34 protein-coding genes are annotated in these 26239 nt (G+C 63.4%); 22 read left to right on the top strand and 12 right to left on the bottom strand.

Features of this window, described 5'->3' with window-relative positions; genetic code table 11:
* Positions 1-10: 10 nt before the first annotated feature.
* Together VWY75_RS07390 and VWY75_RS07385 are read left to right on the top strand one after the other, a co-directional pair.
* Positions 11-1198 carry a GNAT family N-acetyltransferase gene (locus tag VWY75_RS07390; RefSeq protein ID WP_416537420.1) on the top strand — a complete coding sequence of 396 codons (1188 nt, stop codon included), beginning with the start codon at positions 11-13 and terminating at the stop codon, positions 1196-1198.
* On the top strand, positions 1195-1488 hold the full coding sequence (locus tag VWY75_RS07385; protein WP_416537419.1) for a 4a-hydroxytetrahydrobiopterin dehydratase: 294 nt from the start codon (positions 1195-1197) through the stop codon (positions 1486-1488). The genes VWY75_RS07390 and VWY75_RS07385 overlap by 4 nt, the downstream gene beginning before the upstream one ends.
* Before the next feature lie 100 nt (positions 1489-1588).
* Here the strand turns inward: VWY75_RS07385 and VWY75_RS07380 are convergent, their stop codons facing one another.
* On the bottom strand, positions 1589-2077 hold the full coding sequence (locus tag VWY75_RS07380) for a peroxiredoxin (RefSeq protein WP_340546790.1): 489 nt from the start codon (positions 2075-2077) through the stop codon (positions 1589-1591).
* 123 nt (positions 2078-2200) lie between these two features.
* Between VWY75_RS07380 and VWY75_RS07375 the strand changes: the two genes are divergently transcribed.
* The 4 genes from VWY75_RS07375 to VWY75_RS07360 all read left to right on the top strand — a co-directional run bounded on the left by VWY75_RS07375 (position 2201) and on the right by VWY75_RS07360 (position 5169).
* A complete protein-coding gene (locus VWY75_RS07375; RefSeq protein WP_416537418.1) occupies positions 2201-3412 on the top strand; it encodes an NAD(P)/FAD-dependent oxidoreductase in 1212 nt (403 codons plus the stop codon).
* Complete coding sequence (gene rsmD / locus VWY75_RS07370) at positions 3409-3963, top strand: 16S rRNA (guanine(966)-N(2))-methyltransferase RsmD (RefSeq protein WP_416537417.1); 555 nt, start codon at positions 3409-3411, stop codon at positions 3961-3963. The genes VWY75_RS07375 and rsmD overlap by 4 nt, the downstream gene beginning before the upstream one ends.
* Before the next feature lie 24 nt (positions 3964-3987).
* On the top strand, positions 3988-4656 hold the full coding sequence (locus tag VWY75_RS07365; RefSeq protein ID WP_416537416.1) for an HAD family hydrolase: 669 nt from the start codon (positions 3988-3990) through the stop codon (positions 4654-4656).
* Between the two features lie 186 nt (positions 4657-4842).
* Positions 4843-5169 carry a hypothetical protein gene (locus tag VWY75_RS07360; RefSeq protein ID WP_040181163.1) on the top strand — a complete coding sequence of 109 codons (327 nt, stop codon included), beginning with the start codon at positions 4843-4845 and terminating at the stop codon, positions 5167-5169.
* 83 nt (positions 5170-5252) lie between these two features.
* On the opposite strand, the gene map is transcribed toward VWY75_RS07360, so the two are convergent.
* Positions 5253-6062: a type I methionyl aminopeptidase gene (map, locus tag VWY75_RS07355; RefSeq protein ID WP_416537415.1), complete on the bottom strand. Its 810-nt coding sequence runs from the start codon at positions 6060-6062 to the stop codon at positions 5253-5255.
* 157 nt (positions 6063-6219) lie between these two features.
* Here map and VWY75_RS07350 point away from each other — a divergent pair, with 157 nt between their 5' ends.
* Positions 6220-7146, top strand: coding sequence for a mechanosensitive ion channel family protein (locus tag VWY75_RS07350; protein ID WP_416537414.1), 927 nt, complete (start codon positions 6220-6222; stop codon positions 7144-7146).
* 17 nt (positions 7147-7163) lie between these two features.
* Here VWY75_RS07350 and sfsA read toward each other — a convergent pair whose 3' ends face one another.
* On the bottom strand, positions 7164-7871 hold the full coding sequence (gene sfsA / locus VWY75_RS07345) for a DNA/RNA nuclease SfsA (RefSeq protein WP_416537413.1): 708 nt from the start codon (positions 7869-7871) through the stop codon (positions 7164-7166).
* Between the two features lie 50 nt (positions 7872-7921).
* On the opposite strand from sfsA, the gene VWY75_RS07340 reads away from it, so the two are divergent.
* Genes VWY75_RS07340 through VWY75_RS07325 form a run of 4 tightly spaced genes read left to right on the top strand, consistent with a single transcriptional unit; the run spans position 7922 to position 10955 of the window.
* Entirely contained in the window at positions 7922-8659 is a 738-nt protein-coding gene (locus VWY75_RS07340) for a competence/damage-inducible protein A (RefSeq protein WP_340546797.1), read from the top strand.
* Positions 8656-9399 (top strand): GNAT family N-acetyltransferase, encoded by a 744-nt coding sequence (locus tag VWY75_RS07335; RefSeq protein ID WP_416537412.1) that lies wholly within the window; start codon positions 8656-8658, stop codon positions 9397-9399. Before VWY75_RS07340 ends, VWY75_RS07335 begins: the two co-directional genes overlap by 4 nt.
* A 3-nt stretch (positions 9400-9402) precedes the next feature.
* Entirely contained in the window at positions 9403-9978 is a 576-nt protein-coding gene (locus VWY75_RS07330; RefSeq protein ID WP_416537411.1) for a peroxidase-related enzyme, read from the top strand.
* Entirely contained in the window at positions 9975-10955 is a 981-nt protein-coding gene (locus VWY75_RS07325; RefSeq protein ID WP_416537410.1) for an OmpA family protein, read from the top strand. The genes VWY75_RS07330 and VWY75_RS07325 overlap by 4 nt, the downstream gene beginning before the upstream one ends.
* Positions 10956-11067: 112 nt before the next feature.
* Here VWY75_RS07325 and VWY75_RS07320 read toward each other — a convergent pair whose 3' ends face one another.
* Positions 11068-11973, bottom strand: a complete 906-nt coding sequence (locus VWY75_RS07320) for a LysR family transcriptional regulator (protein ID WP_340546801.1) — start codon at positions 11971-11973, stop codon at positions 11068-11070.
* Positions 11974-12171: 198 nt separating this feature from the next.
* Here VWY75_RS07320 and VWY75_RS07315 point away from each other — a divergent pair, with 198 nt between their 5' ends.
* From VWY75_RS07315 to VWY75_RS07300, 4 genes are all read left to right on the top strand, one after another.
* Positions 12172-12639, top strand: coding sequence for a DUF4399 domain-containing protein (locus VWY75_RS07315; protein WP_416541648.1), 468 nt, complete (start codon positions 12172-12174; stop codon positions 12637-12639).
* Between the two features lie 98 nt (positions 12640-12737).
* Positions 12738-13061, top strand: a complete 324-nt coding sequence (locus VWY75_RS07310; protein ID WP_416537409.1) for an NIPSNAP family protein — start codon at positions 12738-12740, stop codon at positions 13059-13061.
* Positions 13058-13414, top strand: coding sequence for an antibiotic biosynthesis monooxygenase family protein (locus tag VWY75_RS07305; protein WP_340546803.1), 357 nt, complete (start codon positions 13058-13060; stop codon positions 13412-13414). The genes VWY75_RS07310 and VWY75_RS07305 overlap by 4 nt, the downstream gene beginning before the upstream one ends.
* Positions 13415-13473: 59 nt before the next feature.
* Positions 13474-13827: a hypothetical protein gene (locus tag VWY75_RS07300; protein ID WP_416537408.1), complete on the top strand. Its 354-nt coding sequence runs from the start codon at positions 13474-13476 to the stop codon at positions 13825-13827.
* Between the two features lie 62 nt (positions 13828-13889).
* On the opposite strand, the gene VWY75_RS07295 is transcribed toward VWY75_RS07300, so the two are convergent.
* Positions 13890-14441 (bottom strand): type 1 glutamine amidotransferase domain-containing protein, encoded by a 552-nt coding sequence (locus tag VWY75_RS07295; protein WP_416537407.1) that lies wholly within the window; start codon positions 14439-14441, stop codon positions 13890-13892.
* A 160-nt stretch (positions 14442-14601) separates the two neighbouring features.
* The gene (locus VWY75_RS07290; RefSeq protein ID WP_416537406.1) at positions 14602-16629 is read right to left on the bottom strand and encodes an FAD-dependent oxidoreductase; all 2028 of its coding nucleotides are present in this window, start codon (positions 16627-16629) and stop codon (positions 14602-14604) included.
* A 158-nt stretch (positions 16630-16787) separates the two neighbouring features.
* Here VWY75_RS07290 and VWY75_RS07285 point away from each other — a divergent pair, with 158 nt between their 5' ends.
* Together VWY75_RS07285 and VWY75_RS07280 are read left to right on the top strand one after the other, a co-directional pair.
* Positions 16788-17270 (top strand): RNA pyrophosphohydrolase, encoded by a 483-nt coding sequence (locus tag VWY75_RS07285; protein ID WP_340546806.1) that lies wholly within the window; start codon positions 16788-16790, stop codon positions 17268-17270.
* Positions 17271-17308: 38 nt separating this feature from the next.
* Entirely contained in the window at positions 17309-17812 is a 504-nt protein-coding gene (locus VWY75_RS07280; RefSeq protein WP_416537405.1) for a hypothetical protein, read from the top strand.
* 20 nt (positions 17813-17832) lie between these two features.
* Here the strand turns inward: VWY75_RS07280 and VWY75_RS07275 are convergent, their stop codons facing one another.
* Positions 17833-18702 (bottom strand): EamA family transporter, encoded by an 870-nt coding sequence (locus VWY75_RS07275; protein ID WP_416537404.1) that lies wholly within the window; start codon positions 18700-18702, stop codon positions 17833-17835.
* A gap of 82 nt (positions 18703-18784) precedes the next feature.
* Between VWY75_RS07275 and VWY75_RS07270 the strand changes: the two genes are divergently transcribed.
* Positions 18785-19273: a MarR family winged helix-turn-helix transcriptional regulator gene (locus VWY75_RS07270; protein ID WP_260082048.1), complete on the top strand. Its 489-nt coding sequence runs from the start codon at positions 18785-18787 to the stop codon at positions 19271-19273.
* 98 nt (positions 19274-19371) lie between these two features.
* On the opposite strand, the gene VWY75_RS07265 is transcribed toward VWY75_RS07270, so the two are convergent.
* Together VWY75_RS07265 and nth are read right to left on the bottom strand one after the other, a co-directional pair.
* Complete coding sequence (locus VWY75_RS07265; protein ID WP_416535260.1) at positions 19372-20361, bottom strand: adenosine kinase; 990 nt, start codon at positions 20359-20361, stop codon at positions 19372-19374.
* The gene (gene nth / locus VWY75_RS07260) at positions 20358-21002 is read right to left on the bottom strand and encodes an endonuclease III (RefSeq protein ID WP_416537403.1); all 645 of its coding nucleotides are present in this window, start codon (positions 21000-21002) and stop codon (positions 20358-20360) included. The genes VWY75_RS07265 and nth overlap by 4 nt, the downstream gene beginning before the upstream one ends.
* Positions 21003-21179: 177 nt before the next feature.
* On the opposite strand from nth, the gene VWY75_RS07255 reads away from it, so the two are divergent.
* On the top strand, positions 21180-22037 hold the full coding sequence (locus VWY75_RS07255) for a methylated-DNA--[protein]-cysteine S-methyltransferase (protein ID WP_416537402.1): 858 nt from the start codon (positions 21180-21182) through the stop codon (positions 22035-22037).
* Here the strand turns inward: VWY75_RS07255 and VWY75_RS07250 are convergent.
* On the bottom strand, positions 21992-22270 hold the full coding sequence (locus tag VWY75_RS07250; protein WP_340546812.1) for a hypothetical protein: 279 nt from the start codon (positions 22268-22270) through the stop codon (positions 21992-21994). The genes VWY75_RS07255 and VWY75_RS07250 overlap by 46 nt on opposite strands.
* A gap of 103 nt (positions 22271-22373) precedes the next feature.
* On the opposite strand from VWY75_RS07250, the gene VWY75_RS07245 reads away from it, so the two are divergent.
* The 3 genes from VWY75_RS07245 (at position 22374) to VWY75_RS07235 (ending at position 24629) form a co-directional block, all read left to right on the top strand.
* Entirely contained in the window at positions 22374-23081 is a 708-nt protein-coding gene (locus tag VWY75_RS07245) for a helix-turn-helix transcriptional regulator (RefSeq protein WP_340546813.1), read from the top strand.
* Positions 23082-23205: 124 nt separating this feature from the next.
* Positions 23206-23865, top strand: a complete 660-nt coding sequence (locus tag VWY75_RS07240; protein WP_340546814.1) for an OmpA family protein — start codon at positions 23206-23208, stop codon at positions 23863-23865.
* Positions 23866-24086: 221 nt separating this feature from the next.
* Positions 24087-24629: an NADPH-dependent FMN reductase gene (locus VWY75_RS07235; protein WP_260101076.1), complete on the top strand. Its 543-nt coding sequence runs from the start codon at positions 24087-24089 to the stop codon at positions 24627-24629.
* A 99-nt stretch (positions 24630-24728) separates the two neighbouring features.
* On the opposite strand, the gene VWY75_RS07230 is transcribed toward VWY75_RS07235, so the two are convergent.
* Positions 24729-25145 carry a VOC family protein gene (locus tag VWY75_RS07230; RefSeq protein ID WP_416537401.1) on the bottom strand — a complete coding sequence of 139 codons (417 nt, stop codon included), beginning with the start codon at positions 25143-25145 and terminating at the stop codon, positions 24729-24731.
* A gap of 23 nt (positions 25146-25168) precedes the next feature.
* Entirely contained in the window at positions 25169-26233 is a 1065-nt protein-coding gene (locus tag VWY75_RS07225; RefSeq protein WP_416537400.1) for an NAD(P)/FAD-dependent oxidoreductase, read from the bottom strand.
* Positions 26234-26239 lie beyond the last annotated feature (6 nt).

The following is a 26239-nucleotide window of genomic DNA, read 5'->3' as shown; positions in this document are numbered from 1 at the left end:
GAGGCTTTGAATGGAACAGGCGCAGATCGAAATCGAAGTGCTGGCTGCGCTGTCGCAGCTGGAGGCTGCGGAATGGGACGCCTGCGCCTGTCCCGAGGCCGCTGATGGCGGCCCACCGCTCGACCCCTTTACCACCTACCGGTTCCTGTCCGCGCTGGAGGACAGCGGATCGGTGGGGCGGGGCACCGGCTGGCAGCCGCAGTATCTGACCGCGCGGCGCGACGGCCTGCTGATTGCCTGCGCCCCTATGTATGTGAAATCCCACAGCCAGGGCGAATATATCTTCGACCACAACTGGGCCCATGCCTATGAACGCGCAGGCGGGCATTACTATCCCAAACTTCAGATCGCGGCCCCCTTTACCCCCGCGACAGGCCGCCGCTTTCTGATCAGGCCCGGGTATGAAGGCGTGGGCCAGTCCGCGCTGGTACAGGGCGCCGTGCAGCTTGCCGCCAATAACCGCGTCTCCTCGCTGCATGTCACCTTCTGCACCGAGGATGAGGCCGCCATGGGCGCCGAAATGGGTCTGATGGCGCGGGTCACCCAGCAGTTTCACTGGCTGAACGACGGCTACCGCAGCTTTGACGATTTCCTCGCCGCGCTAGCGTCGCGCAAACGCAAGACCATCCGCAAGGAACGCGCTCAGGCGCAGGGCTTCGGGGGCGAGATCCGCTGTTACCACGGCAGCGATCTGCGCCGCGAACACTGGGATGCCTTCTGGACCTTCTATCAGGACACCGGCGCGCGCAAATGGGGCTCGCCCTATCTCAGCCGCGCGTTCTTTGACATCGCCCATGACACCATGGCCGACGACATGCTGCTGATTCTTGCCGAACGCGACGGGATACCGGTGGCCGGTGCACTGAATTTCCTAGGCCGTGAGACGCTTTACGGTCGCTACTGGGGGTGCACCGAACACCACCCCTGTCTGCACTTCGAATTGTGCTACTATCAGGCTATTGAACACGCGATTGCGCGTGGTCTGACGGCCGTCGAAGCAGGCGCGCAGGGCGAACATAAACTGGCGCGCGGCTATCTGCCCCGGCAGACCCACAGCCTGCATTGGGTGGGCGATCCCGGCTTTGCCGATGCAATTGCCCGCTATCTGGACGCCGAACGCGGCGCCATCGAGGAAGAGATCGAGATCCTGACGGACTACGGTCCGTTCCGCAAACCCCATGTGGAGGAGCAACAATGACCGAGAAACTTTCTGAAGCCACCCGTGGCCCGCTGCTGGACCCGCTGTTCAGCGCCGGATGGGAGGTGGTCGAGGGCCGCGACGCCATCACCAAGACCTTTAAATTCGCCAGCTTCGTCGATGCCTTTGGCTGGATGACGCGGGCTGCAATCTGGGCCGAAAAATGGGACCACCACCCGGAATGGAGCAATGTCTACAATACCGTTACAGTGACCCTGACCACCCATGACGTCGGCGGTATCAGCGCGCTGGACGCCAAGCTGGCGCGCAAGATGGAGAGCCTTGTCTGACAGGCGCCGTCTTCATCCGCGGTAGAATGACAAGAGAGGCACGGGTATCCGCGCCTCTCTTGGTGTTTCTGATGTCCCGATCTTGGTCTTGGGCAGGGGCTCAGCCCATCGCCTCCAGCAGGGCCTCGCCTGCCGACAGCTCACATTTGCCGGGCGAATCCTCAGCATTCATGATCTCGACCTTGCCGTCGCGGGCCAGCATCGCATAGCGCAGAGAGCGCCCGACCAGCCCAGCCGCAGGCGCGTCCAGCCGCATCCCGATCGCATCGGTAAAGCCGCATTCGGCGTCCGACAGCATGGTGATCCCCGCTGCACCGGCACCGGTCGCCTCTGACCAGGCCTGCATCACAAAGGGATCGTTGCCCGCAATGCAGATGATTTCATCCACGCCCTTGGCCGCCAGCGCCTCGGCGTTGCGCACGAAACTGGGCACATGGGCGGAATGGCAGGTCGGCGTAAACGCACCCGGCACCGCAAAGATCGCCACCGTGCGCCCCTTTGTCAGATCGCTGATCGCGACCTGCTCCGGCCCGTCCTTGCCCATCCGCGTCAATGTTGCCTCCGGCAGGCTGTCCCCTTGTGAAATCATGCTGTGTTCCTCTCCGTGCTGATTGTGTTTTATGTTCCCCCACATATAGGGTTCGGCAACAGCCTGACCAGCACGCAAACTGGCAATGGCATTTTCGAAAGACAGCAGAAGGCACAATAGCAAATGACCCATTTTGTCGTGATCGGGGCAGGCCAGGCGGGGGCCTCGCTGGTGGCGCAGCTGCGCAAGCAGGGTTTTGACGGAGAGATTACGCTGATTGGCGGCGAACCCGTTGTGCCCTATCAGCGCCCGCCTCTGTCAAAGGCCTATCTCCTGGGGGAGATGGAGATGGACCGCCTGTTCCTGCGGCCCGAGAGTTTTTATGCCGAGGCCAATATCACCCTGAAACTTGGCCAGCAGGTGCAGGCCATCGACCCGGCGGCGAAAACCGTGACGCTGGCGGATGAGGTGCTGCACTACGATCAGCTGGCGCTCACCACCGGCTCCACCCCCCGCCGCCTGCCTGCGGCCATCGGCGGCGATCTGGGCGGGGTCTACGTCCTGCGCGATCTGGCGGATGTGGATGCCATGGCCCCGGCGGTCACGGATGGCGCGCGCACACTTATCGTCGGCGGTGGCTACATCGGGCTGGAGGCCGCAGCCGTCTGCGCCAAACGCGGGGTTGCCGTGACGCTGGTCGAGATGGCCGAGCGCATCCTGCAACGGGTCGCAGCTCCCGAAACCTCGGATTATTTCCGCGCGCTTCACACGGGCCACGGTGTTGATCTGCGCGAAGGCGTGGGTCTTGTGCGGCTGGAAGGTGAGGGCGGCGCCGTCAAACGCGCCGTGCTCAGCGATGGCAGTACGGTCGAGGTGGACTTCGTCATTGTCGGCGTCGGCATCACCCCGGCCACCGATCTGGCAGAGGCGGCAGGCCTCGCGCTGGAGAATGGCATCCGGGTGGATGAACAGGGCCGCACCTCGGATCCGTCGATCTGGGCGGCGGGCGATTGTGCATCCTTCCCCTATCGCGGCAGCCGCATCCGGCTGGAAAGCGTGCCCAACGCCATTGATCAGGCAGAGGTCGCCGCCCGCAATATGCTCGGCGCGAATGAAACCTATGTGGCCAAACCCTGGTTCTGGTCCGATCAATACGACATCAAACTGCAGATCGCGGGCCTCAACACAGGCTACGACAACGTGGTCACCCGCACTGGCAGCGATGGCACCATGTCGTTCTGGTACTATTCCGGCGATCAGCTGGTGGCGGTGGACGCAATGAATGATCCGCGCGCCTATATGGTTGCCAAACGTCTGATCGAGGCCGGGCGTACCGCTGACAAATCCGTCGTGGCGGACGCTGACGCGGATCTGAAGCCGCTGCTACGCACATGAGGATCATCGCCGGCGAGTTTCGTGGCCGCGCGCTCACCAGCCTGGGCAAGGGCGACGCGGGCGCGCATCTGCGCCCCACCACCGACCGTGTGCGCGAAAGCCTGTTCAACTTGCTGGGCCATATCGTCGATTTCGACGGCGTGCGGGTGCTGGATCTGTTTGCAGGCACAGGTGCCCTGGGGCTTGAGGCGCTGTCGCGCGGCGCGGCCGAGGCCGTGTTTGTGGATGATGGCCGGGTGTCGCAGGGGCTGATCACCAAGAACATCGACCTGCTGCGCATCAAGGATCGCGCCCGCCTCATCCGCCGTGATGCCACCCGCCTGCCGGTCAATGACGCTGCGCCTTACGATGTGGTCTTTCTCGATCCGCCTTACGGCAAGTCGCTGGGGCAAAAGGCGCTGGCGGCGGTGACAAAAGGCGGCTGGCTGGCCGAGGAGGCGCTGGTCGTCTGGGAAGAAAGCAGCCCCATGCAGCCCCCCGAAGGATTCACTCTGCACGACAGCCGCAAATACGGGGACACCCATGTCACCCTTCTGTGGCGCGAGAGCTGAGCATCAGCCCAAAAGGACAGCACCATGCCGATTACATATCCCACGCCGAAACTGGTGATTTTTGATTGCGACGGTGTGCTGGTCGATAGTGAAACACTTAGCAATCAGGTGCTGGTCGACAATCTCGGACGGTATGGTCTGCAACTGTCGCTGGCGGAGTGCATGGACCTCTTTGTTGGTGGCACCATGGCGGATGTCCGAACCAAGGCCATCGCGCGCGGTGCGGATCTGCCCGAGAACTGGGTGGCGCAGGTCTATGATGAAACCTACGCAAGGCTGCGGCAGGGTGTGGATCTGGTGCCGGGTATCCCGGATCTTTTGGCACTGTTGCAAGTCCGCGGCATCGCCTTCTGCGTCGCCTCCAACGGCAGCGAGGAAAAGATGCGGATCACCCTTGGTCAGAACGGCCTATGGGACCTGTTCCATCCCCATGCCATGTTCTCGGCCCAGACGCTGAAGACCGGCAAACCCGATCCCGATCTGTTTCTTGCGGCGGCCTGTCATTTCGACGTGCAGGCGCGCGACTGTCTGGTGATCGAAGACAGCGAAAACGGCGCCCTCGCCGCCGCCCGCGCCGGGATGCGCTGCCTTGGCTTTGACCCCCATGGCAAGGGCACGCGCCTGAAGCGGCATAATGCCGAGCATATCACCGCCATGTCAGAGGTTCCGCGCCTGATTGGACATATTCCCTAAAGGCACCCTCAGGTAGAGTGCGACATTTTCACAGCAATCTATACGCTTTGTTCAGCGGAACTCCCCACGATCCACCCGCAGGATTTACACCGTTCGATGCAGGCAATATCCGGCCTGTGAAACGGACGATCAATCGTTTCGTTCAGCATTTCATTTCAGATGCTCAAAATTGACGTAGGACACAATATGAAATTCAATCTCCGTATTGGCCTGGCGCTCGCCAGCGCCTTGGCCCTGTCGGCCTGCGTGTCGCCTGATGTTGTCACCAAAACGCAGGTGGGGGATGCCAAGCTGACCTGCACCGAAATCGCGGTGCAGCTGAACCAGCTGGAAGAGATCCGCAAAGAAGCCAAGAAGGGCAAGAGCATGTCCGGCGAGAATATCGCCGCCGCGCTGTTGTTCTGGCCGGCTGTTATCGGCAACCATTCCAACGCCAAGCAGGCGCTAGAAGCCGCGAACGAGCGTCACGAGGTTCTGGTAGCCCTGGCAGAGCGCAAACGCTGCAAGCTCTGATACCGGTACGGGGCAACCCGTATCGCAGAACGACAAAGGGGCGCGCCACAAGGCACGCCCCTTCTTTGTTAAATGATACGGTATCAGCCGTAGGTCGGGTGAAACTTCCCGCCGGGCGACAGGGTAAAGATCTCGGCCCCATCAGCGGTAACGCCAACCGAATGCTCGAACTGCGCGGACAGCGATTTATCGCGGGTAACAGCGGTCCATTCATCCGCCAGGATCTTGGTTTCCGGGCGGCCAAGGTTCACCATCGGTTCAATGGTGAAGAACATGCCTTCCTCCAGCACCGGGCCGGTGCCCGGGCGGCCATAGTGCAGCACGTTGGGCGGTGCATGGAACACCTGACCCAGACCATGGCCACAAAAATCTCGCACCACGCTCATACGCTGCGCTTCCACATAGGATTGGATCGCATGGCCAATGTCGCCAAAGGTATTGCCGGGTTTCACCGCCTCGATCCCCTTCATCAGGGAGTCATGGGTCACCTGGATCAGCCGCTCGGTCTTGCGCGACAGCTTGCCTGCCACATACATCCGGCTGGTGTCGCCGAACCAGCCATCGACGATGACGGTGACGTCGATATTCAGGATATCGCCATCCTTCAGCTTCTTGTCACCGGGAATCCCGTGACAGACCACATGGTTCACGCTGATGCAGCTGGCGTGCCGATAGCCCTTGTAGCCGATGGTGGCCGAGGTCGCGCCTGCGTCCTCCACCATCTGGGTGATCAGCCGGTCCAGCTCGCCGGTGGTCTGACCGGGGACGACATGGGCAGCGATATCGTCAAGGATCCGTGCCGCCAGCGCCCCGGCAGCGTGCATTCCGGCAAAATCGCCGGGCTCATAAATGCGAATGCCGTCTTTGGTGGTGCGGCCGTCTTTCGATCTCATCAGATGAGGCTCCATCGGGTGTCTTTGACATAGCTATCTACGCGCTCCGCGCCAAAAGGGCCAGAGCCGGCACCACCGCCTGCCGGGAACTTTTTGCCACCCGGATGCGTTCCTCTCCCTGACGAATTGCAATCGCACCACGGAGGGACCCGCAGCCATGGACAGCATGAATGCCCTGATGCAGACCGAAATCTACAACGGAAAAGCGCTGGCCGATCTGATCACGCTGGAATTTCTGGCTCAGGCCATGGGCAGCGTGCTCGCCGCCATGCTGATCCTGATGGCTGGCTTCATCGTCGCGGGCTGGGTCAAACGACGGATCGTTCAGATCGGCGACAGCCATGCCAGCCTTGATGTGACGCTGTTCCACTTCCTCGGCAATCTGGCACGCTATGTGATCCTTGCCTTTGCGGTGCTCTTTGTTCTCAACACCTTCGGGGTCCAGACCACCTCGATCATCGCGGCCATCGGTGCCGCGGGTCTGGCCATCGGTCTGGCCATGCAGGGCGCGCTGTCCAATGTGGCAGCTGGCATCATGCTGATCCTGTTCCGCCCGTTCAAACTGGGTGATTTCATCGAAGTGGACGGCGAAATGGGCACGGTCAAGGAAATCACCCTGAACAACACGGTGATCGCCGACCTGTCGAACCTCAAGGTGATCATCCCCAACTCCGAAGTCTGGGGCAACACGATCACCAATTACTCCGAATATGACACCCGCCGCGCGGCATGGACCTTCGGCGTCGGCTACGGGGCCAACCTTGCCACCGCCGAGCAGGTCATCCGCGACGCCATCATGTCCGACAGCCGCTCGCACGCAGAGCCGGAACCCTTCATCCAGGTCAATAATCTCAACAGCAGCTCGGTGGATTTCCTGGTCCGTGTCTGGGTCGATGCGGCGGAATATTTCCAGTATCAGGCGGATATGAAACGCCGGGTGAAGGAAGCACTGGACGCGGCCGGAATCGATATTCCCTTCCCGACCCGGACGCTGGTGCAGGCCAGCCCCGACAGCCCCGACAGCTCGGACAGTGCCGAGCAGAGCAAAAGTGGCGCCACCGACACGCAGAGCGAAGCAGCCTGACAGGCGACCCGCAGCGCTCAGCCCGCGCCTGCGCCAATCGCGCCCGCAATTGCAACACCCTCCGGGGTGATGCGGGTGGCGATCACCAGCCGCTCCACCCCCGCAGCCGCCGCCGCATCCCAGGCGGCGGCATAGGTCGGGTCGATATCGCCGGCGATCTGAAACCGCTCACAATCACCGCGCTGCACCAGATAGAGCAGCACCGCCCGGTGACCGGACCGGCACATGTCGGCCAGGTTGCCCAGATGCTTGGCCCCGCGCGCGGTCACGCTGTCGGGGAACTCCGCCAGACCGGGCTGGCGTGACAGCGTCACGCTTTTGACCTCAACATAGCAATCGGGCAGGCCGGGCTGGCTCAGCAGGAAATCAATGCGGCTCTTCTCGGCATATTTCACCTCGGCCCGGACCGTTTCATAGGCCGACAGCGCTGCGATCTGGCGCGCCTCCAGCGCCGATTTCAGCGCGCGGTTCGGCACCGATGTATCCACACCCACCAGGGTGCCACCGGCAACCTCGACCAGCCGCAAGCCGTATTTCAGCTTCTTCTTCGGATCGTCATTCGGCTCCAGCCAGACCGTGCTGCCCTGTTCCGCCAGCCCCATCATCGAGCCGGGATTGGCACAATGCGCGGTTATTTCGCGCCCATCCGGCAACTGGCAGTCCGCCAGAAACCTCTTGTAGCGTCGGATCAGCGTGGCGGGCAGCAGAGGGGTTTGAAAGCGCATGTGACAGGGCCTATACCTGCGCTATCATTGGTTCAAGAGGAGGAGCGCAGATGGCCACCCCAACCGGCGCCATGCCAACCGCAGCGATGCTTGTCATCGGTGACGAGATTCTGTCCGGGCGCACCCGCGATGCCAATATGTATTATCTCGCCGGCGAGCTGAGCAAACATGGCATCGACCTGCAGGAAGTGCGCGTCGTCAGCGACAATGAGGCCGCGATCATCGCCGCCGTCAGGGCGCTCTCGGATGGTTTTGACCATGTCTTTACCAGCGGCGGTATCGGCCCCACCCACGACGACATCACCGCCGATTGCATCAGCAAGGCCTTTGATGTGCATCTGGACGTGCGCGAGGATGCGCGCGCGCTGTTGCAGGCCCATTACGACAAATCCGGGCAGGAGCTGAACGCGGCCCGCCTGCGCATGGCCCGGATCCCCGATGGTGCGACGCTGATTGAAAACCCGGTCTCCACCGCGCCCGGTTTCACCCTTCGCAACGTGCATGTGATGGCCGGGGTGCCCAGCGTGTTTCAGGCCATGGTCGCCTCGGTCCTGCCGACGCTCACCGGCGGTGCGCCGCTCTTGTCGCAGACCCTGCGAGTGCAGCGGGGCGAGGGCGACATTGCCCCTATCCTGACCGCCATTGCCGAGGCCTATGATGACCTCTCCATCGGCTGTTACCCGTTCCAGCAGAATGGTGCGTTTGGCGCCAATGTGGTGGTGCGCGGTGCCGATGGCGCGCGGGTGGATGCGGCGATTACCGCGCTGGCGCGGGATCTTGATCTTTGACTGCCACGCCGTCGCTGACCGACCCGAAATACTATGACGTCACCGACCACACCTGGCCTGCCGCCGAGGTCCGCCAGCTGGGTCCGGTCACCCTGCGCCGGGGCGATGGCGGCGGCAGCCGGGTCTCCGCAGCAACCGTCACCACAGGCCACGCAAGCGAGGCAGAAATCACCGCCGCCGAACAGGCCATGTCGGAGATGGGGCAGGATCATCTGTTCATGATCCGCGATGGTCAGCAGGCACTGGATGCCCAGCTGGCGGCACGCGGCTACGTGATCAAGGATCCCGTGGTGCTCTGGACCTGTCCTGTCGAACAGCTCTGCCATGTTGAAATCCCGCCCGTGACCGCCTTCTGCGTCTGGGAACCCCTTGCGATCCAGCATGAAATCTGGGCCGCCGGTGGCATCGGTCCCGAGCGCTTTGCGGTCATGCAGCGCACGGCGGGGGCCAAGACCTCGCTGCTGGGCCGCTGCGATGATTCCCCCGCGGGCACCGGCTTTGTGGCGATCCACGACGGCACCGCCATGGTGCACGCGCTGGAAATCCTGTCACATCAGCGGCGCAAGGGCATGGGCGTCTGGCTGATGCACCGCGCTGCGCAATGGGCCGCTGATCAGGGCGCGCGCGAACTGGCGGTTCTCTGCACCGAAGCCAACGCCGGGGCAAACGGTCTATATGCCTCACTTGGCATGCTGCGCGCCGGGCGTTACCACTATCGTCACAACCCAGAGGGAGTGTAATCGATGACCCGCGACGCTGATGCCCCAACCGCATTGGACCTGCCGATGGTGGACCCGCTGCCGCCAGAGACGCAGAAATATTTCGACATCTGCCAGGACAAACTCGGCATGGTGCCCAACGTGTTGCGGGCCAATGCCTTCGACATCGACAAGCTCAACGCCTTTACCGCGATGTATAACGACCTGATGCTGGCGGACAGCGGCCTGTCAAAGCTGGAGCGCGAGATGATCGCGGTGGTGGTGTCCGCCATCAACAGCTGTTTCTACTGCCTCGCAGCCCATGGCGCGGCCGTGCGTCAGCTGTCGGGCGATCCCAAGCTGGGCGAAATGCTGGTGATGAACTACCGGGTTGCTCTGTTGGAGCCGCGCCAGCGCGCCATGCTGGATTTCGCGGCCAAGGCGACCAAGGCCAGCGCCGAAATCGAAGAGGCCGACCGCCAGACCCTGCGCGACCACGGCTTCAGCGACCGCGATATCTGGGATATCGCCAATGTCACCGGCTTCTTTAACATGTCCAATCGGGTTGCCAGTGCCACCGGCATGGTCCCCAACGACGCCTATCACGCGCAGCACCGGTGATCCGTCGCGCTGTCCTTACCGCCCGGCGGCTGACGCCTGCGGTGGCGGGGCTGCTCTGTGCGGCCCTGCCGTCCTTTGTGGCAGCCCAGGGCATCGAGCTGCCGCCCGGCGCGCGCCAGCTGGCCGAACGGCCAACCGCCCTTGGCAGCTACGCGGTACCGCTAGGCGCGGCCAGCGACGACGGCGTGCCAGAACGCCAGGTCGAAGGTCAGATTCTGCGCCGCAGCTGGCGGATTTCCGGCGATTCCACGGTTTTGCAGGTGCTGTCGCCATTGCGCGCGCAGCTGGTCGATGCCGGCTTTGACCTGCTGTTTCAATGTCCGGCGCGCAGCTGCGGCGGCTTTGATTTCCGCTTTGATATCGAGGTGATCCCGGCGCCGGATATGACGGTGGATGTCAGCAACTTCAGCTTCCTCTCTGCCGAACATCCCGACGGGCGGATCGTCACCCTGCTGGTTTCCCGCTCCGGCAATGCAACCTTTGTGCAGATGATCGAAGTCCGCCCCGCGGAAACCGCCAGCGCGGCACCGCGCGACGACACCGCCGCCATCGCCAGCCAGCCAGACGAGGCGCCGATCGTGGCACCGCCGCTGGTGGGCGCGGCAGAGCTGATCGAGCGCCTGCGCCGCAATGGGCGCGCGGTGCTGGCGGATCTCGAATTTGAAACCGGCGCGGTGGCGCTGGGGGCCAAACCCTATGCCAGTCTGGCGGCGCTGGCAGAGTTCCTCAGCCAGAACCCCGACTATTCCGTGCTCTTGGTGGGCCATACCGATACCGTCGGCAGTCTTAGCCAGAATATCGCGCTCTCCGAACGGCGCGCCGATGCGGTGCGGACCCGCCTGCTGGAGGAGGGCGATCTGGAGCCTGGTCGCGTGTCGGTGGCAGGTGCGGGCTTCATGGCGCCGCTGACCAGCAACCTCAGCCCCGAGGGGCGCGAGGCCAACCGCCGGGTCGAGGTGGTTCTGATCGCCCGCTGACAGGACGCCCACAGGAAGCCCGCAGATCTCCCATGGCCACCGCCCAGAGGCCCGGAACGGGAAAACCCGGCACAATGGCCGGGTCCTCTCCAGTTCCAACGGGGCGCGCGGCTCACCAGGTGATGCCATCCTTATCGGCAAAGGCCTCAGCGAGAAAGTCGATGAACGCCCGCACCTTGGGCTGGGTAAAGCGGCCAGGAGGGTAGACCGCATAGATGCCTTGGGTTTCCATCGGCAGCGAGGGCATGACGTCCTCGACCAGCCCCTCGGCCATGGCATCTGAATAGAGATAGCTTGGCAGATAGGCGATCCCGAGGCCTGAAATGGCCGCATTCAGCAGCGACTGCCCGTCATTCACCGACAGCCAGCCAGAGGTCCGCACCTGCCGTTTTTCGCCCGACGGCGCGGTGATCTTCCACATGCTGCCGCTGGACTGGTTCGAATAATGCAGCAGCTTGTGCATGTTGAGATCGTCGATCTTCTGTGGACGACCGAATTTCTCCAGATAGGCGGGGGAGGCGATCATCCGCTTGGTGGTTTCGGTCAGCTTGCGCGCACGCAGAGAGCTGTCTTCCAGCTCGCCGATCCGCAGCGCCATATCAAACCCTTCGGAGATCAGCTCCACATAGCGGTTGTTCAGCACCATGTTGACGGTGATATCGGGATAGTCGCGCAGGAAGTCCGACAGCACCGGCGACAGGTGATTGACGCCGAAATCCGTCGCCACTGAAATCCGCAGCAGCCCCGATGGCGCCGATTGCATGGAAGTGACCAGCGCATCCGCCTCACCGGCATCATTCAGGACACGGCGGGCGCGGTCATAGTAGGCCAGCCCAATTTCTGTGGGCGATACCCGCCGCGTGGTCCGGTTCAGCAGCCGCGCGCCCAGACGGGCCTCAAGGCTTGAGACATGTTTGGACACCGCCGATTTGGAGATCCCCATCTTCTTTGCCGCATCGGTGAATCCGCCCTGGTCCACCACATTGGCAAAGGCCTCCATTTCGGTCAGTCGGTCCATAGCACTCGCGTCCTTGTTTACCCGTGTTGCCTCAAATGTCGCGGGCAAATCGGGCAAGAACGGGGCGAGGATGGGATAATTGCAGGGTTATTCACCCATAGTTTACCAGCTGGAAACACCTGCGGCTCGGCCCGAAGATCGCAATAGCAGTCAAAGCCACTATGTTGAGAAGGGCTTACATCAATGGGAGGACAACTTATGACTGCGATCATCAGATCCACGATGAGAACCGCGCTGGCGGCCCTCATCGCCTGTGCCCTGCCGGTTTCCGCAGCCCTGGCCGGCGGCGAAACCCCGTCGCCGGAGGGGGCGGAGGTCTACTTCGTGATGCCCAGGGATGGCGATACCGTCTCATCCCCGGTCACCGTGGTCTTTGGCCTGCGCGGCATGGGGGTGGCCCCGGCGGGCACCGAAAAGGAAAACACCGGTCACCATCACCTCCTGGTCGACCGCCCGCCGCTGGGCGAGGGCGAGGATGGCGCGGATGAGCTGTCCTACGGTCTGCCATCGGATGAAAACCACATCCATTTTGGCGGCGGCCAGACCGAAACGACACTGGATCTGGCACCGGGCGAACATACGCTGCAACTGGTGATGGGCGATTACGGCCATGTGCCGCATTCCACCCCGGTGGTATCGCAGGTGATCACCATCACGGTCGAATAGGCGAGGCAACGGGCGGCGATACTTCGGCGCAGGGCGAAGCATCGCCGTCGGGCCGGCTGCTAGATCAGGGGCGTATTTCTCAACGAAGGACGCCCCATATGCTCACCTGTGTCATCCGCTACCATCTCGACCCCACCAAACGTGAGGATTTCGCCACCTACGCCCGCAACTGGGGCCAGGCGATCCCCCGCTGCGGCGCCGATCTGATCGGCTATTATGCCCCGCATGAAGGCTCATCAACGCTGGCCTATGGCATCTATGATGTGGCAAACCTTGCTGAATACGAAGCCTACCGCGCGCGTCTCGCAGCCGACCCACTGGGCCGCGAAAACTACGTCTTCGCCCAGGAGCGCCGCTTCATCCTGCGCGAGGATCGCACATGGCTGAAAAAAGTTTCCGACCCAGAAGGATCCACAGGATGATCGCAGTCATATTCGAGGTTGAAATCAAGGATGGCGCCAAGGACCGCTATCTTGAGATCGCAGCCAGTCTGAAGCCGCTTTTGGAACAGATCGAAGGCTTCATCTCCGTCGAACGGTTCCAGAGCCTCACCACGCCGGGCAAACTCCTGTCGCTGTCCTTCTGGGAGAGCGAGGAAGCCGTGGCCAACTGGCGCCAGCTCAGCGCCCACCGCGCGGGGCAGAAAGAGGGCAGGGACCATGTGTTCAGGGATTACCGCCTGCGGGTGGCAGGCGTGCTGCGCGACTACGGCATGGAGCGGCGCGACGAAGCCCCCGCCGATGCCCGCGCGGCCCACGACCCTGTTGCCACGTGAAACACGAGGGGCGCAGACGGCGGTGCAGATGGCCTCTCCCCGTTTTTGCCGTGTTTGCCATGGCCGCATTCGGCGCGGCCGTCTTCGCTGATGACCGCGGTGCCGGTGCGGCGGTGATCCTGTCGCCCGGCGACGGCGATATCCTTTCCTCCCCCGTCGCGATCGGCCTCTCTGTCCCACAGGGCGGCAAATATCACCTTCGTGTCAATGGCGTGCGATCCGGGTCTGCGCCTCTGCCCACAGGGGCTGTCAGCCTGACGCTGGATCTGCCGACAGGCCTGCACCAGCTCAGCCTTTCCCCGAACAGCGGCGGGGCATTCAGCGCCCCGATCACCATCCTGATCGACCGGGTGATTCCGGATGAGGGCGACAGCTGTTTTACCTGCGGCGGCCTCGCCCGGTCTGCCAACTGAACAAGGCCCCGGCGGAACCGGGGCCTATCTATCTGTCTTATCCGTCACAACCGGTCGCAGCTTCAGCGCGGGTGGCGGCCTTCTTCGATCTCTTCCACGATCTTGCCGACAAAAGCCTTCAGATCATCGGGGTTGCGGCTGGTCACGATTCCGTTGTCCGAGACGACCTCCGCATCCTGCCAATCGGCCCCCGCGTTGATCATGTCGGTCTTGATCGACTGAAACGAGGTCATGGTGCGGCCCTTGACCAGACCGGCCTCGATCAGCAGCCAGGGCGCATGGCAGATTGCGGCGACAACCTTGCCCTGATCGTAGAAACCGTTGATCAGCTCGATCACATCGTCATTGATGCGCAGCAGATCCGGGTTGATCTGACCGCCGGGCAGGACCAGCGCGTCGTACTCCTCGACACGGACCGCCTCCAGCGCCAGATCCGCCTTGGCCTCACGGCCCCAGTCATCGCCTTCCCAGCCCTTGATCGCCTTGCCATCGAGGCTGGCGACAGAGACCTCAGCGCCCTTGACCCGCAGCTGATCGCGCGGGAACTCCAGTTCGGACTGCTCGAACCCATGGGTGGCAATCATCAGGATCTTGGCGTCGGTGATACGGGGCATGAAACTCTCCTGTCTGTCGTGGCGGTAATCGCGCCACCGGGGCGGCGCCGTTCACAGACAAAACGCCACTGGGCGCCGGAGGTTCCACAACCGCAAACGACCCCCGCCACCACAGGCGGCGAGGGTCGCAAGATTTACATAGCGGCGGGACGGTGCCGGATCAGAGGCTGGCCGCCAGCCGTGTACCCTGATTGATGGCCCGTTTGGCGTCCAGTTCGGCCGCCAGATCGGCGCCGCCAATCACGTGGCAGGATGTGCCCTGCGCCTCCAGCGCATCCGCCAGCGACCGCTCCGACAGCTGGCCAGAGCACAGCACAACGGTATCCGCCGCGATCACGGTCGGATTCTCGCGCGCCTCGCCAAAGCTGACATGCAGCCCGTCGTCGTCGATCTTCTCATAGTTCACGCCGCCGACGAAATTCACATCCTTCATCTTCAGCGTGGCGCGGTGGATCCAGCCGGTGGTCTTGCCCAGCCGCTTGCCGTGGCGCTCCGCCTTGCGCTGCAACAGCGTCACCTCGCGGGCCGGGGCCTCGGGCTGCGGGCCTTCGGGGGCCAGACCGGCGCGATGCTCGGCCGGGTCCGCAACGCCCCATTCCTTCATCCACAGGGGCAGGTTCTCGGTGGCGCTTTCACCTTCGTGCAGCAGGAATTCCGACACATCAAAGCCGATGCCGCCTGCGCCGATCACCGCCACCCGCTTGCCCACCTTGGCCTTGTGGCGCAGCACGTCGATGTAATCGACCACATTGTCGCGGTCCTGACCGGGGATCTGCGGATCGCGCGGCACCACACCAGTGGCAATCACCACCTCGTCAAAGCCCTTGAGATCGCCCGCCGACACCTCGCGGTTCAGCTCCAGCGTCACATCGCTCTGGGCCAGCATGGTGCGATACCAATCGACCAGCCCCCAGAATTCTTCCTTGCCCGGCACCTGCTTGGCCATGTTCAGCTGGCCGCCGATCTCGCTTGCGCGATCAAATAGCGTCACCTTGTGGCCGCGCTCCGCTGCCGCCAGCGCGGTGGACAGACCCGCAGGACCCGCGCCGACAATGGCGACGGTCTTCACGCTCTCCGCAGGCGTCAGCACCAGTTCGGTTTCATGGCAGGCGCGCGGATTCACCAGGCAGGAGGTCAGCTTGCCGCTGAACGTATGGTCCAGACAGGCCTGATTGCAGGCGATGCAGGGTGCGATCTGATCGGCCTTGCCCTCCGCTGCCTTGGCGACAAAATCTGCATCCGCCAGCATTGGCCGCGCCATCGACACCATATCGGCGCAGCCCTCGGACAGCACCTGCTCGGCGACCTCCGGCGTGTTGATCCGGTTCGATGTGATCACCGGAATGCCAACCTTGCCCATCAGCTTTTTGGTGACCCAGGCAAAGGCCGCGCGGGGAACAGATGTGGCAATCGTCGGAATACGCGCCTCATGCCAGCCGATCCCGGTGTTCAAGATGGTGGCACCGGCCTTCTCGATCTCCTGCGCCAGTTCGACCACCTCGTCATAGGTGGAGCCATTGGGCACAAGATCGATCATCGACAGGCGGTAGATGATGATGAAATTCGTCCCCACCGCCTCACGGGTGCGGCGCACCACCTCGATCGGCAGGCGCATCCGGTTCTCATAGGACCCGCCCCAGCGGTCCTCGCGCTTGTTGGTATGGGTGACGAGGAACTGGTTCAGGAAATAGCCCTCCGACCCCATGATCTCAACGCCATCATAGCCCGCCTGCTGTGCCAGCACGGCGGCATTCACGATGTCGGAGATCTGCTTCTCGATACCCTCTTCATCCAGCTCCTGCGGAGGGAAGGGCGAGATCGGCGATTTTATCGGGCTTGGCGCCACGCATTTCGGACCATAGGCATAACGCCCGGCATGCAGGATCTGCATCGCGATCTTGCCCCCGGCCTCATGCACGCGGTTTGTGACGATGCTGTGGTTGGCCACATCCTGCTCGCTCGCCATCATCGCCGCCCCCGGCAGAACCGATCCTTCAAGGTTCGGACCAATGCCACCGGTGACCATCAGCGCCACGCCACCGCGCGCCCGGTCGGCATAGAATTCGGCCACCCGGTTCCAGTCCTTGGTTTCCTCAAGCCCGGTGTGCATGGATCCCATCAGCACGCGGTTTTTCAACGTGGTAAAGCCGAGATCCAGCGGCGCCAACATTTTCGGGTACGCAGTCATGACACTCTCCCTGGTAGTTCTCTGATAAGTCTTTGGTCTTCGTTTGCGCGAAAATGGCCCGGCCTGAAAGGGATTGTCACTTTGGACGCGGCGTCAACCTCTTGCACGACGCTGGGGCACAGGTGCACAAGGGGTGCATCCAACCAAGGAGAGACTGGATGACCCCCGAAGATATCGCAACCCTGCCGTACCGGCCCAATGTCGGCGTGATGCTGGTCAATGCAGCGGGTGAGGTCTGGGTCGGCCAGCGCATGGACCGGCACAAGGACGCCTGGCAGATGCCCCAGGGTGGTATCGACGCAGACGAAGATCCCAGGCTGGCGGCGCTGCGCGAACTGGAGGAAGAAACCGGCGTCACCGCCGATCTGGTCGAGATCATCGCCGAAAGCAACGGCTGGCTGCCCTATGATCTGCCCGCCGAAGTGGTGCCGCATTTCTGGGGCGGCAAATATCGCGGGCAGGAACAGAAATGGTATCTGATGCGCTTTCTCGGGCGCGACGATCAGATCAATATCGCCACCGACCACCCGGAATTCTCCGCCTGGTGCTGGCAGCCGGTCGATCAGCTGGTCGGCAAGATCGTGCCATTCAAACGCGAGGTCTACGAACGGGTTATTCAGGAGTTTCAGGACCATCTATGATGGTTCGGACTGCCCCCCGTCTGACAAAGGATGTCCTGATGCCGCCGCTTCGCACGCTTTTTCTGCCCGTTGCCCTCCTGTCTGCGCTGGCCGGTCCCGCATCCGCCCTCAGCTGCCTGCCTTGGGGACCGTCGGACGCCTATCTGGAGGCGGTGAAATCCGACAAAAACTACGTCGTGGTCGAGGGTAAGCTCAGCTTTGATGAAACCGCCCTGCCGAAACCGCCGCAGGACAATCCCAATGATGCGCCGCCGCGCAGCCTGATCCCCGCGCGGATCAACGGCAAGGTGATGACCCCGGACGGCTTTTCAAAAGACGTCGATCTGGACATCACGCTGGAACTCCTCTGCTTTGGGCCGTGGTGTGCTGGCGCTGCGGATGGCGTGGACTATCTGGCCTTTCTGGAGCAGCGCGCAGGCGATTACGTGCTGCGTATGGATCCCTGTGGCGGCTTTGGCTTCGGGGGCACCGATGGTGCCGCCCGAGAGGAGGTGCTGGCCTGCCACGCGGGCACATCCTGCACTCCTTGGTCCGAACGCTAACCCGGTCCCGGTTTGGGAGACTAGATGCCAGCCACCCGCCGCCTCCGCCAGCGCAAACCGCTTTGCCCCAGCCACAGGCTGAACAGCGCAAGGCCCGCGCCAATCGCCTGTTTCGCCGTCAGCACCTCGCCGAGGAACACCCAGCCCAGCACCACCGCTGACAGCGGGCTGAGCACCCCGAGAAGCGACACCACCGATGGTTCCAGCCGGGCGATGCCGCGAAACCACAACACATAGGTCGCAGCGCCGCCGATCAGGCTCATATAGGCCAAGCCGAGCAGGTTCTCGGCACTCAGCTGCGGCAGCGATGGCAGCGACCACAGGGTGACCGGGATCAGCAGCAGCCCGCCCGCCGTCAACTGCCAGGCGGTGAAGGTCAGCAGGGACACAGGCGGCTGCCACTTGTGGCTCAGCACCACGCCGGCTGCCATCGCAATGGCCCCGGCGAGCCCCGCCAGAACACCGATCCCGTCCAGCTGCGCACTCGGCGTCAGCACCAGCAGCGCCACGCCCAGAATGCTCAGGGCCGCCGCCAGCACTGCCGCCGTGCGCACCGGCGTCTTCAGCATCAGCGCCGACAGGAACACCACCACCAGCGGCTGCACCGAGCCAAGGGTCGCAGCAACCCCGCCGGGCAGGCGATAGGCGGCCACAAACAGCAGGCTCCAGAAGATCGAGAAGTTCAGCGCCCCCAGCACCAACAACCGTGGCACCCAGCTCAGCGGCGGCAGTTGCCGCACCATCAGCATCAGCAACAGCCCCGCAGGCAGCGCGCGCAGCAGTGCCACCAGCAGCGGCGACTGCCCCGGCAGCAGGGTGGTGGTGACAATATAGCTGCTGCCCCAGATCACGGGGGCCAGCGCGGTTAGGATCAGATCGCGGCTTTGCATGGCAGAGGTTCCTTTATTTCTCGACATCAAGATATATCGGTTTTTCTTGACGTCAAGATATCAGCCGATAAAACCTTCCCACATGGACCATGTGGATTTTGTGACCCAGCAATGGGAGCGAGAGCGCCCCGACCTTGATGTATCGGCGATGGCCGTCATCGGGCGGGTCGGACGATTGGCGCAAGCCTATCAGAAAGAAATGCAGAAAACCTGGGCGCGCTATGATCTGAACGCGGCCAAGTTCGATGTGCTGGCCACCCTGCGCCGGGCAGGCGCGCCTTATCGGCTGTCACCGGGGGATCTGTTGCAGGCCACCATGGTCGCCTCCGGCACCATGACCAACCGCATCGACCGGCTGGTGGACGCCGGTCTGGTGGCGCGCAGCGTCAACCCCGAGGACAGCCGCGGCTTCCTGATTGAGCTGACGCCAGAGGGGCTGAAGCTGATCAACGAGGTGGTCGAGGCCCATGTCGCCACTCAGGCCCGCCTGCTCGGCGATCTGTCGGACACCGAACAGCGCAGCCTGACACAGCTTCTGTCCAAGGCGCTGAACGCGGCAGAAACCGCCTGAAGCTCCCCGCGACCGTCAGGGCCGGTCACCGATGAAAAAAGCCGCCCCCGATTGCTCGGGGACGGCTGTGCAATAGTGGCTGCGGGCACGGCCCCGGCTCAGATCAGCCCTTCGCGGCGCAGCACCTGATTCATCACCGCTTTGGGGCGGGGGCCGATATGGCTGATCACCTCGGCGGCGCAGACATTGCCGATCCTGGCGCAGGTCTCGATGTCCAGCCCCTTGGCCATACCGAACAGGAACCCGGCCGCAAATTGATCGCCGGCCCCGGTGGCATCCACCGGCACCACCCGCTCAACCGGCACTGTCACGCGGGTGTCGCCCTCAACCACGGTGACGCCATCGCCGGAGCGGGTGCAGACCACCAGCGGGCAGATGGCGGCTGTCTTGGCCAGCGCCTCTTCCAGATCGTCGGTTTCAAACAGCGATTTGATCTCGGCCTCATTGCCGATCACGAAATCGAGGTCGTGTTCGATCAGCGACAGGAAGTCGGCCCGGTGGCGTTCCACACAGAAGGGATCGGAAATCGCGATGCCGCATTTGCCGCCGCCGTTGCGGCAGTCCCGCGCCGCTTCCATAAAGGCGCTCTTGCCCTTGTCTTTGTCGAACAGATAGCCCTCAAGGAACATCAGCTGCGCCTTGCCGGCCACCGTGTCCGGCACATCCGACGAGGACAGCTCGGAGGAGATGCCCAGATAGGTGTTCATCGACCGCTCGCCATCGCCGGAGACAAAGATCATCGACCGCGAGGTCGGCAGCTCGCCGCCCGCAACCGGCGGGTTCACAAAATCCACGCCGTCATCCGCCATCGCCTTGGCGTAGAACCGCCCCAGCGCATCGTCATGCACCCGCCCGATAAAGGCCGCATCCAGCCCCAGTGCACCCGCGCCCGCAATGGTATTCGCCACCGAACCGCCGGGCGTCTGCACCCGTTCCTGCATCGCCGCATAGAGCACCTCGCCGCGATCACGTTCGATCAGCTGCATGATGCCTTTCTCGATGCCCATATGCTCCAGAAAGCTGTCGTCACATTGGCTGATCACGTCCACAACGGCATTGCCGATCCCGACGAGCTGGTAGGTTTTCATAGAGTCTTGTCCTCAAACTGGCAGAGATCGCGGATGATGCAGGTGGGGCACATCGGCTTGCGAGCCTTGCAATGGTATCGTCCGTGCAGGATCAGCCAATGATGGGCATGAAGCTGGAAATCTGCCGGAATATTGTCTTCGATGGCACGTTCGACCGCATCGACATCCTTGCCCGGCGCAATGCCCGCCCGGTTGCCAACGCGAAAGATATGGGTGTCCACCGCCTGTGCGGGCTGGCGCCACCACATGTTCAGCACCACATTTGCGGTCTTGCGCCCGACACCGGGCAGGGATTGCAGCGCCGCGCGGGAATTGGGCACGATGCCGTCATACTCCTCGACCAGAATCCGCGACATCTTGATCACGTTCTTGGCCTTCTGGCGATATAATCCGATGGTCTTGATATGCTCGATCAGACCTTCTTCGCCCAGATCCAGCATCTTCCGCGGGGTGTCGGCAATCTTGAACAGCTCGCGTGTTGCCCGGTTCACGCCCGCATCGGTGGCCTGCGCCGACAGCGCCACCGCCACCACAAGCGTATAGACGTTGACGTGATCCAGTTCGCCCTTCGGCTCTGGATCCGCTGCCTGAAACCGCGTGAAGATCTCACGCAGCGTGTGATAATCGAGTTGCTTTGCCATCGCGGCCCTTAATGCCGCGCAGGAACAGTCGGCGCAAACAGAAAAGCGGGTCAGGGTGAGCGAAGCGTTACACTGCGGCTTGCCGGTCTCTCGCAGGCCCTTCGCGCAAGATCCGGGTCGCACTGCCCGGCCAGCGCCATATACTGGAGCACAGGACCACAGGCGGGAGTGCGACCCATGACATTGCAGACGCGCGAGGAGAGCTATCATTACGGCGTCATGCGCCGGGCGATTGCGCTGATTGACGATGGCGGCGAGGATCTGACGCTGGCCGAACTCTCTGCCGCGATGGGGATGAGCCCCTCGCATTTCCAGCGGCTGTTCTCGGCCTGGGTCGGCGTCTCCCCCAAACGCTACCAGCAATATCTGCGGCTGGGCCATGCCAAGAGCCTGCTGGAGGATCGCTTCACCACGCTGGAGGCCGCCCATGCCGTGGGTCTTTCGGGCAGTGGCCGACTGCACGATCTGTTCCTGCGCTGGGAGGCGATGAGCCCCGGTGAATACGCCCGCAAGGGGGCCGGTCTGACAATCCACTGGGGCTGGTTTGACAGCCCCTTCGGTCTGGCGCTGGTGATGGGCACGCAGAAAGGCATCTGCGGGCTGGCCTTCGCGGCGGAAACCGGGCCGGAGGCGGCGATGGCGGATATGCGGTCACGCTGGCCTCAGGCCGCGTTTGCCGAAACCCCGGAGCTGTTGCGGCCGCAGGCGGAGGCGATCTTTGCACAGCGCGGCGAGGCTGCCCTGCATATGATCGGCGCCCCCTTGCAGATCAAGGTCTGGGAGGCGCTGCTGCGCATCCCGTCCGGGCAGGTCACCACCTATTCCGAGATCGCCCAATCCATCGGCGCGCCGCGTGCGGTGCGCGCCGTCGGCACGGCGGTGGGGCGCAACCCGGTCAGCTGGCTGATCCCCTGCCACCGCGCCCTGCGCAAATCCGGCGCTCTTGGCGGCTACCACTGGGGGCTACCGGTCAAACGCGCGATGCTGGCCTATGAGGCGGCGCGAGAGGAGGGGCAGCAGGACGGCGCGGCCTGATCCGCGCGCACCCTGTCTTGACCCGCGCGCCGCGCAAACAGCCGCCGCAGCAGGGCGGGGCGCTTGCCACCCGGCGTGATCTCGGCCCGCGCTGCGGCCATTGCGGCGGCCTTTGCCGCGCCCCGGATCTGAGCGGCCTCCCGCTCCACTTCGTAGGATTTGGAAAACTGGCGCTGCGCCTCCCATTTGTCTTTGCCCAGCGTGATCAGAACAATCCAGTCATAGGTCAGCATGGTGTTTCTCCTTCTGTCTGAAGTCAGAACACCACAACGCTGCTGACACGCTTTGTCAGCGGCCTGTGCTAAGATGTCAGCAGCCTGTCAGCGGAGAGAGATCATGGAGCGCACCGGCCGCCTGTTCGAAGTCATCCAAATCCTGCGCGCCGCCTCCGCCCCGATCCGGGCGGAGGATCTGGCGGAAAAGCTGGAGGTCTCAAAACGCACCGTCTACCGCGATATCGCCGCGCTTCAGGGGATGCGCACCCCGATCGAGGGGGAGGCGGGCATCGGCTATGTGCTGCGCAAGGGCTATGATCTGCCGCCGCTCAACTTCGACGAAGAAGAGCTGGAGGCGCTTTATGTCGGCCTGTCCCTGTTGATGCGAACCGGCGACGGCGCCTTGCAGGAGGCGGCCAAAAGGGTCTGTCGCAAAGTCATGGAATGCCGCTCGCCTGGAGATCGGTTGCAGGTGGCCCCCTGGGGTGGCGCGCCGCTGGATGATCCCGAGCGGGGCTGCGTGTCAAAGGGGCTGCTGCGACAGGCGGTCCGGGAAAGCCGCAAACTGCGGCTCACCTATCTCTGTCCCGACAGCGGCGAAACCCTGCGGGTCCTGCGCCCGCTGGCGCTGATCTACAACGTCGAAACCACGCTGCTGGCGGCCTGGTGCGAATTGCGCGGCGGCTTTCGCCATTTTCGCGCCGACCGGATGCTCTGCGCCGATCTGCTGGCGGACAGCTTTGCTGCAGAGGCCGATCTGCTGCGCAAACTCTGGATGGAGCAGGGCGGCGGACTTGAGGAGGATGCGGCCCGGATCACCTCAGCCTAAAGCAGAGCTTGGGCAGGTTTTCGCCGAGCCAAAAAGACGTTACCTTGTGATGACGGCACCGCAACACGATATTCTCCGCAGCACGGGCCCCGCCCGGATTGAGCAAGCAAAAGGCAGATTTTTGATGATGCAGATGAAACTTACCACCGCCGCCATCCTGGCCGCAGGCCTGGGCCTGACCGCCTGTACCGATCCCGCAACCGTCGGCACCCCCGGCAGCAAGACCCAGAGCGGCGCTCTGATCGGGGGCCTGATCGGCGCGGGCGTTGGCGCTGCTGCCAATGATTCCGACCGGGGTCTGGGTGCTGTCACCGGCGCGCTGGTCGGTGCCGCCGCCGGCAGCGTCATCGGCAACCAGCTGGACGCGCAGGAGCGCGAGCTGCGCCAGTCGATCTCCAATGATGGCATCTCCATCGTCAACACCGGCGACCGTCTGATCGTGTCGCTGCCCAATGACCTCACCTTTGCCACCGACAGCGCGGCGATCTCGCCCGCGGTGCGCTCTGACCTGAACAAGGTTGCCGCCAGCCTGGTGCGCTACCCCAACAGTCAGGTTCAGGTGATCGGCCATACCGACAGCGATGGCGATGCCGCCTATAACCAGGGCCTGTCGGAGCGTCGCGCCAATGCGGTTGCCGATCAGATCCAGGCCGGTGGTGTGCCCTACAACCGCGTCCAGATCATCGGTCGCGGCGAAAGCCAGCCGGTGGCGTCGAACCTCACACCCGATGGCAAGGCGCGCAACCGCCGCGTGGAAATCGTCGTGATCCCGCAGGGCGCCTGAGCCTCCTGACGCAGCCATATCCGGGGTCTTGCCCCGTCCAAGCAGAAAGACCGCGCCGCAGGGTGCGGTCTTTTTTCTGCGCAGTTATGTAACTATTCCAGACTGCGTGGCGTTGTGTGGATGACTGCACATCGGCTGCGCAGGCGTCGGGGTTTTCTCACCGGCCTGACGGCATAGGTTTGTCCGAGACAGAAATTCAAAACCGAAAGAGGCATCACACCATGTCCGACCCCAAAATCCTGACCATCTCCGGTTCGCTGCGTGCGGGCGCCACCAACCGTAAATTGCTGGCCGAGGCCCTGCGCCTGTTCGGTCCCGCCGAGGTGAGCGAGGCCGATCTCAATCTGCCGCTTTATGACGGTGACGACGAACAGGCCAATGGCATTCCCGCAGCGGTTCAGACACTTGCGGATCAGATCGAGGCGGCGGATGCGGTGATCATCTCCACCCCGGAATATAACGGCGCGCCCTCTGGCGTGTTGAAGAACGCTCTCGACTGGGTCAGCCGCACCAGCAACAAACCGTTTCAGGACAAACCGGTGGCTGTCATGTCCGCCGCTGCGGGCCGCGCCGGCGGGGAGAAGTCGCAGATGCTGCTGCGCACATTCCTGGTGCCGTTTCAGCCCCGCGTGCTGACCGCACCGCAGGTGCATGTGGCGGCATCGCAGTCCGAATTCGACGAAGGCGGCCGCCTGAAGGGCGAGATGTATGTCAAAACGCTGGAAACGCTGATGACGGCGCTGCGGGCCGAAATCGCGCGCTGAGCGGACCCAGACCAGAGATCAACCAGACCAGAGATCAACCAGCCCCGCAGCGCAACCGCCGCTTCGGGGCTGTCTTTGTGTCGGCGTCTGCCGCGTTGATCACCCGTCGCGGCCCGGCTCGTCGGGAGAGTTGGAAAACAGCGCGATCTTATTGCCGTCAGGGTCGCGCAGATAGCCGACATAAAACCCGGCGCTATAGGCCGCGCGAAACCCCGGCTGGCCGTCATCAGATCCGCCCGCCGCAACCGCCGCCGCGTGCAGGTCGCGCACCTGCTGCTGATCGCGGGCCTGAAACGCCACCATCACGCCATTCCCGGCCGAGGCGGCAGCGCCATCAAACGGCGGCTTCACATAGAAATCGGGCAGGGTCGGCAGCTCTCCCTTCGGCACTGGCAGGGCAAAGCTCAGCCCTTCCGGCCCCTCGCTGAGACCATAGCCAAGCACCGGCAGAAACGCGGTGTAAAAGGCCTTCGCCTTTGCCATGTCATTGGCACCGATGGTGATATAGGCGATCATTGCTCTGCCCCTTCGCCTGACATTCAGAAGTTATCTTCGACCCGGAACCCGTCGGGGATATCGTCGTTTCCGTCCAGAACCAGATCTGCCATTGTCCCGGCCACCTTTGGCGCCATGCCAAAGCCGATCTTGAAGCCGCCATTGGCAATGAAATGACCATTCCTGCCGGGCCAGCCGCCCAGCATCGGCGCGCGTGAGCGGGCGCGGGGCCGCACCCCGGCCCAGCGTTCGATCACCTCGGCACCATGCAGCACCGGCAAGGCGGCGCAGGCGCGCGCGATCACATCGTCCAGCTGCGCATCGGTGCTGCTGGGATCCTCAAACTCACGTTCGCTGGTGGAGCCAATCGCGAGGGTGCCATCGGCATGGGGAATGATGTGCAGCCCGTCGGCATATAGCTGCGGCACATTCCCCTCGGCAAAGCGCAACAGCGCCGCCTGACCCTTGACTCCATTGCCCAGCGTCTTGCCCTCGGCCGGGCCGCCGGGGCCAGCCAGCCTGTCGTTCAGCTCCAGCAGTCCCGCATAGCCCTTGGCATGGATCACCTGCCCCTGATCGGCGCCCTCTGCCTGCACCTCGATCCCCATGACGGACAACCCTGCCACCAGCGCGGCACAGGCGCGGCGCGGGTGCATCCGGGCGCTCAGCGTATCGTGGATGACATATCCGCTGGCGCTGGGCGGCACCCAGGGCCCTGCGTCGTCGGCGGCGATGACGGACCAGCCCGCCAGTCCCTGCCACAGCGTCCGGGCGCTTTCTGCGCGGTCATGGGCCAGATCCAATGTCCGCTGATCATTGATCGGTTGCAGCCGCCCGGTGCGCCCATAGCCGGGAGACACCCCGCCGGTTGCCTCAACCTCGGCCCAGAAGGCGTCGGCCATCAGCAGGCTTTCCAGCTGATATTGTTTCTTTGGGTTCCAGTTCTCCGGCACATGCGGCGCCAGCGCGCCGACCAGACCGCCGCTGGAGCCTGAGCCGGCGCCAAAGGGATCAATGATCTGGACCTTGGCGCCGCGCCGTGCGCAGGCCCAGGCAATCGACAGGCCAAAGATCCCGGCCCCGCGTATGGTGATATCCGCCATTGCCATTCCTGC

The organism is Phaeobacter sp. JH20_08 (assembly GCF_048056635.1).
GTDB classification, from domain to species: Bacteria; Pseudomonadota; Alphaproteobacteria; order Rhodobacterales; family Rhodobacteraceae; genus Phaeobacter; species Phaeobacter bryozoorum.
This window is presented reverse-complemented; position numbering and strand designations above follow the sequence as displayed.

Coding starts and splice junctions, on each gene's coding strand:
- VWY75_RS07240 (WP_340546814.1), top strand. CDS start 23,206: ATGATGCAGATGAAACTTACCACCGCCGCCATCCTGGCCGCAGGCCTG.
- VWY75_RS07330 (WP_416537411.1), top strand. CDS start 9,403: ATGACCCGCGACGCTGATGCCCCAACCGCATTGGACCTGCCGATGGTG.
- map (WP_416537415.1), bottom strand. CDS start 6,062: ATGAGATCGAAAGACGGCCGCACCACCAAAGACGGCATTCGCATTTAT.
- VWY75_RS07255 (WP_416537402.1), top strand. CDS start 21,180: ATGACATTGCAGACGCGCGAGGAGAGCTATCATTACGGCGTCATGCGC.
- rsmD (WP_416537417.1), top strand. CDS start 3,409: ATGAGGATCATCGCCGGCGAGTTTCGTGGCCGCGCGCTCACCAGCCTG.
- VWY75_RS07375 (WP_416537418.1), top strand. CDS start 2,201: ATGACCCATTTTGTCGTGATCGGGGCAGGCCAGGCGGGGGCCTCGCTG.
- VWY75_RS07280 (WP_416537405.1), top strand. CDS start 17,309: ATGCCGCCGCTTCGCACGCTTTTTCTGCCCGTTGCCCTCCTGTCTGCG.
- VWY75_RS07265 (WP_416535260.1), bottom strand. CDS start 20,361: ATGAAAACCTACCAGCTCGTCGGGATCGGCAATGCCGTTGTGGACGTG.
- VWY75_RS07270 (WP_260082048.1), top strand. CDS start 18,785: ATGGACCATGTGGATTTTGTGACCCAGCAATGGGAGCGAGAGCGCCCC.
- VWY75_RS07360 (WP_040181163.1), top strand. CDS start 4,843: ATGAAATTCAATCTCCGTATTGGCCTGGCGCTCGCCAGCGCCTTGGCC.
- sfsA (WP_416537413.1), bottom strand. CDS start 7,871: ATGCGCTTTCAAACCCCTCTGCTGCCCGCCACGCTGATCCGACGCTAC.
- VWY75_RS07300 (WP_416537408.1), top strand. CDS start 13,474: ATGGCCGCATTCGGCGCGGCCGTCTTCGCTGATGACCGCGGTGCCGGT.
- VWY75_RS07350 (WP_416537414.1), top strand. CDS start 6,220: ATGGACAGCATGAATGCCCTGATGCAGACCGAAATCTACAACGGAAAA.
- VWY75_RS07310 (WP_416537409.1), top strand. CDS start 12,738: ATGCTCACCTGTGTCATCCGCTACCATCTCGACCCCACCAAACGTGAG.
- VWY75_RS07245 (WP_340546813.1), top strand. CDS start 22,374: ATGGAGCGCACCGGCCGCCTGTTCGAAGTCATCCAAATCCTGCGCGCC.
- VWY75_RS07290 (WP_416537406.1), bottom strand. CDS start 16,629: ATGACTGCGTACCCGAAAATGTTGGCGCCGCTGGATCTCGGCTTTACC.
- VWY75_RS07305 (WP_340546803.1), top strand. CDS start 13,058: ATGATCGCAGTCATATTCGAGGTTGAAATCAAGGATGGCGCCAAGGAC.
- VWY75_RS07385 (WP_416537419.1), top strand. CDS start 1,195: ATGACCGAGAAACTTTCTGAAGCCACCCGTGGCCCGCTGCTGGACCCG.
- VWY75_RS07230 (WP_416537401.1), bottom strand. CDS start 25,145: ATGATCGCCTATATCACCATCGGTGCCAATGACATGGCAAAGGCGAAG.
- VWY75_RS07295 (WP_416537407.1), bottom strand. CDS start 14,441: ATGCCCCGTATCACCGACGCCAAGATCCTGATGATTGCCACCCATGGG.
- VWY75_RS07285 (WP_340546806.1), top strand. CDS start 16,788: ATGACCCCCGAAGATATCGCAACCCTGCCGTACCGGCCCAATGTCGGC.
- VWY75_RS07320 (WP_340546801.1), bottom strand. CDS start 11,973: ATGGACCGACTGACCGAAATGGAGGCCTTTGCCAATGTGGTGGACCAG.
- VWY75_RS07225 (WP_416537400.1), bottom strand. CDS start 26,233: ATGGCAATGGCGGATATCACCATACGCGGGGCCGGGATCTTTGGCCTG.
- VWY75_RS07365 (WP_416537416.1), top strand. CDS start 3,988: ATGCCGATTACATATCCCACGCCGAAACTGGTGATTTTTGATTGCGAC.
- VWY75_RS07235 (WP_260101076.1), top strand. CDS start 24,087: ATGTCCGACCCCAAAATCCTGACCATCTCCGGTTCGCTGCGTGCGGGC.
- nth (WP_416537403.1), bottom strand. CDS start 21,002: ATGGCAAAGCAACTCGATTATCACACGCTGCGTGAGATCTTCACGCGG.
- VWY75_RS07380 (WP_340546790.1), bottom strand. CDS start 2,077: ATGATTTCACAAGGGGACAGCCTGCCGGAGGCAACATTGACGCGGATG.
- VWY75_RS07390 (WP_416537420.1), top strand. CDS start 11: ATGGAACAGGCGCAGATCGAAATCGAAGTGCTGGCTGCGCTGTCGCAG.
- VWY75_RS07250 (WP_340546812.1), bottom strand. CDS start 22,270: ATGCTGACCTATGACTGGATTGTTCTGATCACGCTGGGCAAAGACAAA.
- VWY75_RS07340 (WP_340546797.1), top strand. CDS start 7,922: ATGGCCACCCCAACCGGCGCCATGCCAACCGCAGCGATGCTTGTCATC.
- VWY75_RS07275 (WP_416537404.1), bottom strand. CDS start 18,702: ATGCAAAGCCGCGATCTGATCCTAACCGCGCTGGCCCCCGTGATCTGG.
- VWY75_RS07315 (WP_416541648.1), top strand. CDS start 12,172: ATGACTGCGATCATCAGATCCACGATGAGAACCGCGCTGGCGGCCCTC.